Source organism: Nocardia sp. BMG111209, assembly GCF_000381925.1.
Lineage (GTDB): Bacteria > Actinomycetota > Actinomycetes > Mycobacteriales > Mycobacteriaceae > Nocardia.
Genome location: NZ_KB907307.1, coordinates 3,978,018 through 3,991,187, shown reverse-complemented (window position 1 = coordinate 3,991,187; position 13,170 = coordinate 3,978,018). Strand labels below are relative to the sequence as shown.

Genomic DNA, 13,170 nt, shown 5'->3' with positions numbered 1-13,170 from the left:
GAACATCATCGCGTATCACGGCACCCTGTGTGGCACGAGGTCGGCAGTGGCCCGCTCAGCGAATCCTTCGCGCTACGACCATCTCGACGGGTAGTGCGACGATTTCTTCTCAGATTGTCGTAAGGCTCCCCTCTTGGTCGGATCCGATCAGACCCACAGTGGCGCAAGAAGGTTCGGCGACGAACCAGGCGCCCGGACGGCGTACAGAGATGGACCCGGACACGGCTTGCGTGCAAGCGTGGGAGAGCCTGATCATTATGACAATGTGCCAGGCCATGCCTCGAAATCGTTCGAGAGCTGGAGATCCATTGGCCGCCTCGGCGCGGCAAGATTTCGCGCAGTTGGGGTTTGCGGTGGTTACGCCGCTGATCCCCGCTCAGGTCCGGCATGCGGTAGGTGTGGAAGCTGTTGGCTTGGCTAGGGACGCAGGTGTTCGCCGTGAGCTTTCGATACCTGAATCTGGGTGTACCCCGCGGCGCATGTGGAACGTCACGCGCGCAGCGATCAAGGCAGGGGGATCGGTGATTCCGTCCCTGTACCGATCCACCGTCATGTTGGACTGGCTGACGATAGTGGTCGGTGAGCCCGTGCACCGCTGTCCGTATGAGCCGGAGCAGTTTGTGATCACACAGCTCGATCGGGCCGGCGACACTCACGGATGGCACTGGGACGACTACAGTTTCGCGCTCGTGTGGGTAGCCGAGTGCCCCCCGCCGGCCGATGGCGGGTTCGTCGAGTGCGTGCCTGACACCGCCTGGGACAAGGCGCGCCCGGATGTGGAAGAAACCCTTCGTGAGCGTAAGGTGCGTCGGCTCGACGTGCTGGCTGGCGATGTCTACGTGATGCGGACGAACACCACTCTGCATCGGGTACACCCGATTGCTCGCGGTCGCCGGACGATCGTCAACATGACGTTCGCGTCGTCGCGCGAATTGTGCACTGTGGTGTCTCACGAGACGATGGATGCTCTGTGGGCGACGTCGGATGACCGTGGAAACGGAGTCGGTGGATGCAACGTGTCGAGTTGATCTCAGTGGATGGAATACGGCTGGAGGCTGCGCTGCACCCGGCTGTGAGCTCGCCGTGCCGCGGTGTCGTCCTGTTGGTGCACGGCGTCACCGTGGACATGGATGAGGGAGGAGGCATGTTCGTCCGGCTGGCGGAGCGACTGGTGGCGGCCGGTTTCGACGTGGCCCGCTTCTCGTTTCGTGGCCACGGCGGCAGCGGTGGAACGCAGCGCGGGGTGACGATCGCGGGCGAGTGCCTCGATCTGCAGGCCGCTGTGACTCTTGTGGCCGAGCGCTTCACGGGACCGGTGTCGGTCGTGGCGGCCAGCTTCGGTGCTGTCTCCACAGCGTTGTCGCTGCCGTGGTTGGAGGATCGTCTTCATCGGCTTGTGCTGTGGAATCCGGTGCTGGACCTTCGTCATACCTTCTTGGCGCCGGAGTTGCCCTGGGGCGTAGAGAATTTCGGGCCCGAGGCGCAGGAGCGTCTGCGCGACAGAGGGTTTCTGGTCGTGGATGGTGCGTTCGAGCTCGGACGAGTGCTGTTCTGCGAGTTCGACCGCTACCGGCCGTCGGAGCAGTTCCTGGCCAGCAGTGTCCCGGCCTTGATCGTGCACGGCGACAAAGATTCGGCGGTCTCGTATCCGATCGCCGCAGATGCTGCTGGTAGGCGGGAGAAGGTGTTGCTGCACACCATCTCCGGCTCTGATCATGGCTTCGATTCACGAGAGCGGGAGGACGAAGCGATCTCGGTGACGACCGATTGGCTGGTGGAGCAGTCTGCGGTGATGGCATGAACCTTCAGAGCCTGTATGCGCCGGTCCGCCTCGGCGAGGCAGCGGTTGTGGGCGAGCACTGCGTGTTCGGGTATCCGAAAGAAGCCCGCATTCGGGCGGCTCAACGTGGTGAAAGCTCGATTGGCGATCCGGTGGTGATGGGCGATCGCTGCCTGGTCTTCAACCATGTCATTGTCCACGAGGGCACCCGATTCGGTATCGACTGCGTGGTCGAGGATCGTGCTCGGATCGGCTACGGCTGTAGGTTCGGGGACCGGACCCGCGTCGTTCACGGTGCGTATATCTGCGATCGGGTCCAAGTCGGGCAGGATGCCTGTGTTGCCGGATTCATCTGCGACGCAACGGTTATCGGTGACCGCGCCACGGTTATGGGCGACTTGGTGCACGAATATTCGCGACCGGACTTGGGCTGGTGGGGCGTTGACGAGGCCCCGCCGGTTATCGCCGCCGACTCGATAGTTGGTTTCGGTGCCAGGGTGGTCGGTGGTGTGGCGGTCGGGCCACGGAGTTATGTCGCTGCTGGCGCTGTGGTGACCAAGGACGTCCCACCGGAGCACGTCGTGACCGGTCTCAATCGGCATACACCGATCGAGAAGTGGTCGGGTCGAAGGCTTTCCGCGCTGATCGCACACTGGTCTGGCCAGTCACGAGCTTAGCCTGAATCCACTGACGGGGGTTTCGTGCTGGTCCGCGCGCCTGCGGCGCGCGGACCAGCGGGTTTCGGGCGTGGGGTAGCCGCTGGCCTGGCCAGCTTTTCCACGTGAGTCCTCGGTTCGGGCCCGTCGGGCGGGGATGGTCAGATGCTGTCGGGTTGTGGTGGTGTGTAACCGATTGTGTTGTGCCACAACGTGAGCCATGCGTCCGCCCAGGGCCAGCAGCGGGGCAGGTGCAGGATGGGACGCCGTTGAGGGCGAGCGAGCCGGGCGGGGATGGTGATGATTTTGCGGCGCAGGGTCGATCCGCGGGCCCGGCCGAGTCGGCCACCGGCCAGTATTCCGGCGGTGCGCAGCAGGTTGTGGGCGATCGCGGCGCACAGGACCCAGGCGAAGTTGGCGCCGAATTTCCCGGACGGAATGTGAGCCAGTGGCCCGTCGATCAGGTCGGCGAACACGGTTTCGATGATGGCGTGTTTGCGGTGGGTGATGTCGGCATCGGCGACGGGCTCGGTGGAGTTGGTGAAGAACGGGTGATACCGCCAGACCGGGAACAGGGCATCGGGGTATCGGGCGTCTTTCACCCGGCGCACGATCAGCCTCGCGGTGGTCCGGTCTTTCGTGGAAGCGAAAGCGGTATAAGAGATTTCGGCGACCTCGGCGTCGGAGATCCACTCACCGGTATCGGGATCACGCACGGCACCGGGATACCGCACCGGAGTCCATTGGTCTTCGCCGATCGCGGTGATCGCGGCGTTGACCGCCGAATTCTTGGTCAGTACCAGCGAGAACTGTGCCCCGGCGCGCAACGCGGCGCACACGACTTTGCGGGTGCCGTATGCGGAGTCCCCACGCACCAGCACGATGCCGGTGGCGCGGGCGGCACGAGCGGTGCCGATCGCGGCGGTAACCATCGATGCGGCACCTTTGCCCGAGCCGGTCTTACCTGCGCGTAGCCGTATCCCGGCGATCACCGGTGCCGCCAGGTCGGTGCTGATCGTGGTTGCCAGGGGTGAAAGTCCTTTGCGGAGAACCTTTTTCCCAGCAATCTTCGTGTGCCCGTACGACGCGCCCTGCTTCTGGTGGCCATAGACCGGGCGCAGCAGCGAATCGATATCGACGAAGGTCCGCACAGCCGCACCGGGCAACAGATCCGCGCGCGCGGTCAAGGCCAGCAGATGCTCGCGCATCACCGACTCCAACTGCTTGGCGTGACCGAATGTGAACTCCCGCAACAGAGTCCCGACCGTCGAGGGCGCATACACGCCACTGAACAGCGTCTTGCACCCGCCGCTGCGCAGCAGACCGATATCGTCGATGCTGTCCGCACCCGCACACATCCCGGCGATCAACGTGGCCAGTTTCGGTGCCGGGTTCACCGACCCGGACTTGACTCGTGGCGCGTCGATGGCAATTTTCTCGGTCAACAGCCTGGTCAGACCCGTCTGCTCGGCCAGGGTCATCACCGGAACCAACCCCGCCACCGACACGAGGCCATCATCATCGAACCTCGCCGAGGACTCGGCGAACCTGTGGAACAATCGCACTGAAAGTGTCTTTCGGAACTTGTCTTGGTTGTTGTGTGGTAACTCCAATCATCCCAGGTCAGAAGGCACTTTCTTCATTTCGACACACCCAAATACACCGAATTCATCGGTGGATTCAGGCTTAGACCGTGTCTCATGTGGATGATTTCGCCAGTTTCTTGTGGCAGGTCAGTGCTGCGGCGAGGGTGAGGAACGCGAGGAAGTGGGTGTGCTTGCGGTCGTAGCGGAGGTTGAGCCGGTGGTAGCCGGTCAGCCAGGAGATCGTCCGTTCGATCACCCACCGCTGCCGGCCCAGACGTTCGGAGGATTCGACGCCCTTGCGGGCGATGCGGACGCCGATGCCTCGACCGCGCACCCATTCGCGTAGTTCGGCAGTGTCGTATGCCTTGTCGGCGTGCAGTTTTCCCGGCCTGCGGCGGCGTGGGCCGCGTCGTGACCGGACCGCGGGTATCGCTTTCACCAGCGGTTTCAATGCCTCTGCGTCGTTGGTGTTGGCGGCCGAAATGCCTACTGACAGGGGGATTCCCATGCGATCGGACAAGACGTGGATCTTCGAACCGGACTTGCCGCGGTCGACCGGGCTCGGCCCGGTCAGAGCGCCCCTTTTTTCGCCCGGACACTGGCCGCATCGACGACGGCTCGCGACCAGTCGATCAATCCCCGGCTGCCGAGTTCGTCGAGCACGGCCCGGTGCAGCCGCCGCCACAAGCCGGCTTCGGTCCACGCGGCGAACCGGCGGTGCGCGGTCGGCACGGTCACCCCGAACGACGGCGGCAGCATCCGCCACGCGCAGCCACTGGTCAGCACGAACACCACCGCGGTGAACACCGCACGCTCATCGGCCGGCGCCGTCCCGCCGCCCTGCGGCCGCGGCTCGAACCCCGGCAGCAACGGCTCGACCAATCTCCACAACTCGTCCGGTACAAGACGTTTCGACAACTCATCGACCACAAGCCGAACATCATGCCGCACAACCAGATCCAGCACACACCGAACGAATCACAACCACGTAAGACACGGTCTTAGGCTCCGCTGTGCGCGGATGTATCGATGAAGCCGGAGTCCTCGGTATCGCTGCCGGCGACCTCTTTCGGGCGCTGGGTAACCAGCGGCGGATCGAACGCCAATGCAGTGAGCTGAGGTGGAAACCGTGTGCGCAGGTCCTCGCGGGGATGTGGAACGTAGAGCGCGGGAAGGAACTCGTCGACTGGGACGATGGCCTGCCGCAAGCCGACGGCAAGTAGCGTCGCGAGAGCGGTCCGGGTGAATAGGTAGGCGTAGCTGCAGTGGCTATACCCAGGAACCACGAACCCCGGGACAGCAGCCTGGCGATCAGGTTCGAGGGGGTACCGGCCCAGATACAGCAGCTCGAACGGCGCCGCCTCCTGCCGGAGGCGATTCAGTCCGTGCAGTAGGTTCTCGGTGAACGCGGTGCCCAGGACGGCATCGTCTTCGAGGACGAGAACGTATGGCTGGTCGGTGTGGTCGGCTGCGTGCGACCAGCAGGCCAGATGGGCAAGGGTGCAGCCGATTTCGCCGAACTTCAGAGGGCGGTTCCACCATGGGTTGCTGGAGTCGATTTGCCAGTCGAACAGTTCGATGCCGTCTGCTTCGAGGTCAGCGAGGGCGAGGTGTCGGCCGTCGAAGCTGCGATCGAAGTCCGAGGTGTAGGTGACGGTGAGGTCGTCCGGGAGACTTGCGTGGATCCAGGCTCGCCGGTCCTGCCTGCGCGGCAGGTTCACCACGTAGGTGGCGATGTCACGAACGGTGATCACAGTGCTCAGCTTCCGGTGTGCTGTCGGCCGGCGAACCGTTTGGTGTTGTCGGTGACCACTCCCCAACCTTCGCCGGCACTGCGGGCGATGACCAAGAGCGGCTCGATCATCGTCAAGTCGGCGACATCGGTGATGCCGCCGACGCGCCGCACCTCGGTGACGAGCACGAAGTCGTCGTCGCCGAGCCGATCGGTGAGATAGGCGGCGTTGACCGGGCCGCGGTCGGCATCCATCAGGCAACGGGCCGCGCCGAGCACGCCGAGAGTGAGGCACCCGCCGAGCAGGAACACGGTGGTGCCCTGGACAGTGAGGCGGGTCAATACCGTCAGGTCTTCGATCAGTTCACCTCGGGATGTCCAGCGAGGGGCGAGGGAAAGGCCGTCGAGTGCAGGGACCACCAAGGGATCGTCCTCGCCGAGTGGGTGCGGTTCGAAGTGGAACGGCAACTGCGGCAGAAACTCTCGAAATTTGGCGTTCCAGGGTGGCCCTCCGATCACGACCAGGACGTCCGCGTGAGTGTCGTAGTGCTCCGAGGGTGCGAAGTCGCGCACAACCACGGTCGGGGCGAGCTGGGCCAGCCGTGTCCGGATATAGATCAAAGTGTCGAGATCGGCGAATTTCGCGTACCGGAGGTAGTTCCGGTCGGCCGGCGACGCGTAGTCGGGTCGTTCGTCGGCGGGTATTTCGGAGCACACGATATCGACCTTCGCGTTCGGACTGAGGCGCCAGAATGCGCGGAGCGTATCGGCGAGGTTCTCGGGACCGGCGGCGGGTTCGGGCCGGGATTCGGCCGGCTCCTGTCCGGCGGGCGGGAGCTTCGTTTCCGTTGTACCGCTGGCGATCAGGAGGTAGGCGAGGGTGTCCAGCGCTCTGGCGGCGTGCCGGCGCACGGTCTTTGCTGCGCATTTCTGATGGCTGGCCAGCGACTCCTGACGTTCGGTCAGTGTCGGGAAGCGATGGTCGTTGACGAGGTTGAAATCCACCTCAGCAAACTGTCGCTCGGTGTCGGAGAGCAGTCCGATGGCCGATCGGATGGTCGCGTCGAGTTGCGCCACCTGTTCTGCGGACCCGGGAATGTGCGGCCGCCCGTGAGAGAGGTAGTCGCGGACCGGCGTATCCAGCGCGGTCAGCAACGTGGTCGGACGTGCGAGCGCCGGGCCCTGGCGCAATTTGATCAAGCACTCTTTGACCTGGTCGATCGACGGCGGCGAGCTGAGCACCATCTGTCCACGATATGTCCAACCGACTTCGCCTGTACCGCCGATATTCCATCGCCACGCCAACCGCGTGTCCAGAAATTGTCCAGAACTGGCGTCCGGTGTCCACGGATACGGCAGCCGGAGGGGATGGCTCGATACGACCGGGCCCGCGAGACTCGGCAGGGTCCGTATCACCTGGGAAGGAGGGAACCATGGACGAGGAGATCGCTGCCGTCACCGGCGAGTACGAGTCGCCGGAGGTCGAGACGAAGCTGCTCATCAGCCGCCAGTGCAACTGACCTGCTCACTCGGGCCCAGATGACCCGGCTCGAAGGTTGTTGTTACTCAAGATGTTTGACGTAATCCGGATCGGAGGGAGCCTCATGCTGATCTTGTACATTGGCGATCTGCACTTTTCGGGATGGTCGATGCGTGGCCGAATAGCCGTGCGGGAGAAGCAGGTTCCCTTCGTGGAACGTCTCGTCGAACTGGACTGGCCGACCACCGAGACGTCCGAGGGCGTGCTCACCGTCGACGACACACCACCGGAACGCGAGTCCCGCGCGGGCTGCCATTGCCAGTTCACCGGCCTGCAGGCCCTCGATGCCGAGGGCCTGCTCGCCGGATCCGTGATCGAGACACTGCCGCGGGTCCCGGTACTGGTCGACACCGACACACACGCCGTGGCTGGTGACGTTCTCGCGATCGCCGAGTACCTCGACGACATCGCGTCGACCTCCGGGTGTTCTCTGCTCGGGACGACCGCGGACCAGCGTGCTGAGGTGCGGTCATTGTGTGCATGGGCTGCTCAGGATCTGCCCGTGCTGATGAACGATGCCACCTACGCGAAATCGCTACAACCGAAGCGGTTTTCGAGGCCGGAGCCGTCGGCGGTGGAGCAGGCACACTGGGTCTGCGACACGGTCGCGGCACTTCTCGATCGGCATGGCGGACCGTACACGGTCGGTGCCTTCAGCCTGGTCGATGTGATGTTGTCGACCTACTTCCAACAGATGATCGGCTGGGGAATCACGATCACCGACCTCCCCGTCGCGGACTATGCGCAGCGCCTGCTGGATCGGCGGTCGGTTCGTGGCCACCTTGACGAAGCCAAGGCCATCTACCGGGCGATCGATGCTGCGGAACCCGGTAGCCCGCAATGGATTGCGCGTCACTACCGATACCGCCGCGCCGACCAGCTGTTGCACAACTGGCAGACCGACAACTGCCTGCGCCTCACCAACGCCTCCGCAGCTCGCGCGGTCGACCTCGCCTACGCCGGCCGCACAGCCGAGGAAATCGCGATTACCCTCGCGGCCGAATACCGGGCACCGGCCACTCGAGTCGCCGCCGATGTCCGGGCGCTGTTCGCCCGCCTCGATCCACGCCACGAAAGCCGGGCCGCATCATGACCACCACATTCGACACCGTTCCTTCGATGCTGCGCTACCGCCCCGACCTGGGACTGCTGTTCGACCCCCGGGCCGGGGTCTTCCACCGGCTGCGCAACACCGTCGCCAAGCAGATGATTGACGAAATCTTCGCCGGCAGCGACCGGGACACCATCGTCAGCACCCTCAGCCAGCGATTTCACGCCAACTCGGGTCAAGTCGCCGCCGACCTCGACGCCCTTGTCGCGGCACTGACGACACCACCGGCACCGAGGACGGACAGCCACGACCGGTCGCTACTGGAGATAGACAAGCGCTTCGACACGACCTTGGACTTCCCACTGCGCCTGGAGATCGAGCTCACCGCGGTCTGCAACTGGAACTGCGGCTTCTGCTACAACGTGTGGAAGATCGATCCGACACTGTCCGACAACGACATTCGAAAAGCCGTCCGCCAGATCCCGGAAAAACACCTGCCTACCGATCTGGCCATCGAGATCCTGGACCAGTGCGCCGCGCAAGGCTGCTACGTCATCCGCTACAGCGGCGGCGAAACACTGCTGCATCCCGACGCCATGCACATCTTCGAGCACGGTGGCCGGCTCGGCCTGTACCAGGTGGTGTTCACCAACGGCCACTTCATCACCGCCGACCGCGCCGCGCGCCTCGCCGCCGCCAACGTCCGCTGCGCCCTGGTCTCCATCCATGGCGACCGTGACCAGCACAACGATCTCACCGGGCATCCCCGCGCCTACGACAAGGCCATCACCGCCATGCAATTGCTGCTGGACGCAGGGATCAACGTGGTCGCCGAGCTCACCCTCGTCAAAGAGAACATCCCCGGGGTGCTCGACGTCATCCGCGACGCGTACCGCCTCGGCGTCCGTGAATTCGGCATCATGCGGTACGTACCGACCGGACGCCACGACGACCGCTACGGTGTGCCGGTCTCGGTGACCCTGCCGTTGATGCGCGAGATCGACGATCTCACCGCCACCGAATGCCCCGGGATGACCGTCGCCTGGCCCTGCGCACAGAAACTCTGCGCCGCCGACACCGATACCCCGCTGCACGCCGACGACCCCACTCTCGCACTGCGGTTCTCCCAACTCGTGGGGCACTGCGAATCCGGAATGGTATGGGCCAGCGTCAGTTACGACGGCCAGCTGCGCAACTGCCCGCACAGCAATGTCTACTTCGGCCGCCTCGCCGAACACCGGCTGGCCGACCTCTGGCCTACGCTCACCGACCGCGTCCACACGGCCGTCACCACCCGGTCCACTTGCGCTGGGTGCGCCGTGGCCGACGCGTGCCGCGGAGGGTGTCACCTGCCCAGCTTCTTCACCGCGAAAACCGGTACCAGCCTCGGCATTCCGAGTGTGGGCAGTGTCTCGACCGCCACGACCGACCGATAGGATCACGCGATGGCCGCCGACGCGCACCTCCGCCCTGAGTCGCCTGTGACTCTGTCCATGCAAGACGCGATCCTCCGCCTGCAGAACTACTGGGCCGGTCATGGTTGCGTCATCGCGCAGCCGTTCAACACCGAGGTCGGCGCCGGCACCATGAACCCGGCCACCCTGCTCAGCGTGCTCGGTCCCGAACCGTGGAAGGTCGCCTACGTCGAACCGTCGGTTCGGCCCGACGACAGCCGCTACGGCGAAAACCCGAACCGGTTGCAGACCCATACCCAGTTCCAGGTGATCATCAAACCCGAACCGGGTAACCCGCAGGAGCTCTACCTCGGGTCACTGGCCGCACTCGGCATCGACCTGCATGCCCACGACGTGCGGTTCGTCGAAGACAACTGGGCACAGCCGGCCATCGGCGCTTGGGGCCTGGGCTGGGAAGTCTGGCTCGACGGCATGGAGATCACCCAGTTCACCTACTTCCAGCAGGTCGGTGGCCATACCCTCGACCCGGTGCCGGTCGAGATCACCTATGGCCTCGAACGCATCCTCATGGCTGTGCAGAAGGTCACCCACTTCAAAGAACTCCTGTACGCGCCCGGCGTCACCTACGGGGAATTCCTCGGCCAATCCGAATACGAGATGTCGCGGTACTACCTCGACGATGCCGACGTCGACGCCACCCGCGCCCTGCTCGATCTCTACTCTCGCGAAGCCGACCACCTCATCGAACGACGACTGCCTATCCCCGCCCACACCTTCGTGCTGAAAAGCTCGCACGCCTTCAACGTTCTTGACGCCCGCGGCGCCATCTCCACCACCGAACGCGCGAAATGGTTCCAGACCATGCGCACCCAATCCCGTGCCGTCGCCGGCCTATGGGTCGAGCTTCGCGCCGAAGCCGGACACCCACGCGGCAGCTATCAGCCCCTGCCGCTCGCTAAGCCGGCCTCCGACCCGGCCGAGCTGCCCGCGCACGGTGGGACGCTGGTATTCGAGATCGGCACCGAGGAACTACCGCCGCATATCGTCGACGACACCGTCGCCGCAGTCGAACGAGAAATCGTTCGACTGCTGGCCGAAACATCGCTGCACCACAGCGAGATTCGCGTCGACGCCACACCACGCCGGATCGTCGTCCGCATCGATGACATCGCGGACCGGGAACCCGACAGCCGCCAAATCCGCCGCGGTCCCAAGGTCGCATCTGCGTACGACGAACACGGATCTCCGACACGCGCCCTCCAGGGTTTCCTCAACGCGCAGGGGGTTACCGCGGACGACCTGATCCGGGTGGAGGCCAACGGCGCCGAGCATGTCGCCGCCGAATCCCTGCGTTCCGGCCGCACCGCCCCGGACGTCCTCACGTCGATCCTGTCGCAGGTCGTCACCAGTCTTCACGCGGACAAGAACATGCACTGGAACGACCCCGCCCTCAGCTTCAGCCGGCCGATCCGCTGGCTGCTGGCTCTGCTCGGCGACACCGTGCTCCCTGTCACCGCTGGTGCACTGACCGCCAACCGCATCACCCGCACCCATCGCAACGCCACCCACCCCGAGATCAGCATCGGACGCGCCACCGACCATGCCGCGGTACTGCGCTCCGAGGGAATCGTCCTCGACCGGGAGGAACGTCGGCAAGCAGTCATTCGAGCCGCGTCCGACCTCGCCACCCAGCACTCCGGCATGGTCGATATCGACAACGAGACGGGCCTGGTCGACGAAATCACCAACCTCGTCGAAACACCGACGGGCATTCTCGGCCGGTTCGACGCACGGTACCTGGAGTTGCCCGAGCAGATCCTGACCACCGTGATGCGCAAGCATCAGCGGTACCTTCCCGTCCGAGCCGCCGACGGCACTCTGCTGCCGATGTTCATCACCCTCGCCAACGGCGCCTGCGATCCGGAGGTCGTCCGGGACGGCAACCAGAACGTCGTGCGGGCCCGCTTCGAAGACGCCGCTTTCTTCTGGAACACCGATCTGCGCACAACGCCGGACCAGTTCCGCGCCAAGCTGTCCGGGCTCACCTTCGAACAACGCCTCGGATCGATGGCGGATCGTACGGACCGGATCGCCGCCGTCGCACAAGAACTGGCAGCGCGAATTGATCTGTCCAACAACGACTCTGCCACGCTAGCCCGTGCCGGTCAGCTGGTGAAGTTCGACCTGGCCACCCAGATGGTCATCGAAATGACTTCTCTCGCAGGCACTATGGCCCATGAATACGCGCGCAAAGCCGGAGAACCCGAATCGGTCGCGCAGGCGCTGTTCGAAGCCGAACTGCCACGCCATCACACCGACCAGCTCCCCGCCACCCTCCCCGGTGCGCTACTGGCCCTCGCCGACCGATTCGATCTGCTCGTCGCCATGCTCGCCATCGGCGCCAAACTCACGGGAACGTCCGACCCCTACGGACTTCGGCGAGCCGCGCTCGGCATCGTCCGCATCCTTCGCGATCAGACCGACCTGGAAGACCTCACCTACCGTGACGGGCTCGAAGTCGCCGCGCACAAACTCCGCACGCAGGGCATCGCTGTCAACGACAGCGTCCTCGACACCGCGGAAGAACTCCTCATCACCCGCTACGAACAACGGCTGCGCGACGAGAACATCCCCCTCGCGCTCATCGAGGGCACGCGGCCGACCGCAGGCAACCCACTGCGCGCCGACCGGCTCCGCCTCGCGATCCAGGCGGCCCGCTCCGAAAACGACGAGCAGTTCGCAGATCTGGTCGAAGAACTGCAGCGGATCATGCGAATTCTTCCGCCGGACACCAGCGCAACCTACGATTCGGACCTGCTTACCGAGTCGGCTGAGCGCGCCCTGCTTCGAGCGGTGACAGATCTGGGAGACTCCCAGCGTCTACTCCTTCCGGAGTGGGTGCCGACCGCCGGCCCCCTGGCCGAAGCTCTTCATCGTTTCTTCGATGAGATCCTTGTCATGACCGACAATCTCGAACTACGCACTGCACGGCTCGGGCTGCTGGCTACCGCCTTGAACACTGCACCGGCCGGAGTGGATTGGAAGGCAATTCACACAATGCGCCACGCCCACATCGATTCCACCGCAGATCCAGTGAAGGTGTAGCGCTACCCGAATTTTTCACCCACGCTAATCCATTTGCGTAACAGTGTTGTTCGATCACCGCTCCCGATAAGCCAAGGGTTGTCGGGAGCGGATTTCTGTCGAAAACGCGTAGGATCAGCATGCCTTTCGTGCCAGATTTACTACATGCAAATTTTACTGAAGCGGTCGTCCTACGATCCTGAATTAACTCACGCCCGACGTACCCGGCGCCGTGAAAGTCCATAGCCGGTTTCTGTCACGCGCGGTAGGACCTCCGTATCGTCGCAGTGCCGCCGCACGGCCCGATTCGTGCCCGGTGGCAGGCC

At 64.3% G+C, this 13,170-nt stretch carries 10 protein-coding genes; 6 read left to right on the top strand and 4 right to left on the bottom strand.

Annotated features, from left to right (window positions below; all coding sequences use genetic code 11):
* Nucleotides 1-479 precede the first annotated feature (479 nt).
* Genes G361_RS44045 through G361_RS0118340 form a run of 3 tightly spaced genes read left to right on the top strand, consistent with a single transcriptional unit; the run spans nucleotide 480 to nucleotide 2,457 of the window.
* On the top strand, nucleotides 480-1,028 hold the full coding sequence (locus G361_RS44045; protein ID WP_019928567.1) for a hypothetical protein: 549 nt from the start codon (nucleotides 480-482) through the stop codon (nucleotides 1,026-1,028).
* Nucleotides 1,010-1,801, top strand: coding sequence for an alpha/beta hydrolase (locus tag G361_RS0118345; protein ID WP_019928566.1), 792 nt, complete (start codon nucleotides 1,010-1,012; stop codon nucleotides 1,799-1,801). Before G361_RS44045 ends, G361_RS0118345 begins: the two co-directional genes overlap by 19 nt.
* On the top strand, nucleotides 1,798-2,457 hold the full coding sequence (locus G361_RS0118340; RefSeq protein WP_019928565.1) for a hypothetical protein: 660 nt from the start codon (nucleotides 1,798-1,800) through the stop codon (nucleotides 2,455-2,457). The genes G361_RS0118345 and G361_RS0118340 overlap by 4 nt, the downstream gene beginning before the upstream one ends.
* 140 nt (nucleotides 2,458-2,597) lie before the next feature.
* On the opposite strand, the gene G361_RS0118335 is transcribed toward G361_RS0118340, so the two are convergent.
* The 4 genes from G361_RS0118335 to G361_RS0118315 form a co-directional block, all read right to left on the bottom strand.
* Nucleotides 2,598-4,001: an IS1380 family transposase gene (locus G361_RS0118335; RefSeq protein WP_019925568.1), complete on the bottom strand. Its 1,404-nt coding sequence runs from the start codon at nucleotides 3,999-4,001 to the stop codon at nucleotides 2,598-2,600.
* Between the two features lie 133 nt (nucleotides 4,002-4,134).
* A protein-coding gene (locus G361_RS48400) for an IS5 family transposase (protein WP_231386913.1) occupies nucleotides 4,135-4,940 on the bottom strand; the annotation gives its coding sequence in 2 pieces (ribosomal slippage) (nucleotides 4,135-4,602 and nucleotides 4,605-4,940; 804 coding nt in all).
* Between the two features lie 83 nt (nucleotides 4,941-5,023).
* Entirely contained in the window at nucleotides 5,024-5,776 is a 753-nt protein-coding gene (locus G361_RS0118320) for a glycosyltransferase family 25 protein (protein ID WP_019928561.1), read from the bottom strand.
* A 5-nt stretch (nucleotides 5,777-5,781) separates the two neighbouring features.
* Entirely contained in the window at nucleotides 5,782-6,999 is a 1,218-nt protein-coding gene (locus tag G361_RS0118315; protein ID WP_019928560.1) for a hypothetical protein, read from the bottom strand.
* Nucleotides 7,000-7,310: 311 nt separating this feature from the next.
* Here G361_RS0118315 and G361_RS0118305 point away from each other — a divergent pair, with 311 nt between their 5' ends.
* The 3 genes from G361_RS0118305 to G361_RS0118295 are packed head-to-tail and all read left to right on the top strand — an operon-like array spanning nucleotide 7,311 to nucleotide 12,865.
* Complete coding sequence (locus G361_RS0118305) at nucleotides 7,311-8,387, top strand: hypothetical protein (RefSeq protein ID WP_155981492.1); 1,077 nt, start codon at nucleotides 7,311-7,313, stop codon at nucleotides 8,385-8,387.
* Nucleotides 8,384-9,781 carry a radical SAM/SPASM domain-containing protein gene (locus G361_RS0118300; RefSeq protein ID WP_019928558.1) on the top strand — a complete coding sequence of 466 codons (1,398 nt, stop codon included), beginning with the start codon at nucleotides 8,384-8,386 and terminating at the stop codon, nucleotides 9,779-9,781. Before G361_RS0118305 ends, G361_RS0118300 begins: the two co-directional genes overlap by 4 nt.
* 9 nt (nucleotides 9,782-9,790) lie before the next feature.
* Nucleotides 9,791-12,865 carry a glycine--tRNA ligase gene (locus G361_RS0118295; RefSeq protein ID WP_019928557.1) on the top strand — a complete coding sequence of 1,025 codons (3,075 nt, stop codon included), beginning with the start codon at nucleotides 9,791-9,793 and terminating at the stop codon, nucleotides 12,863-12,865.
* The last annotated feature ends 305 nt before the right edge of the window (nucleotides 12,866-13,170 follow it).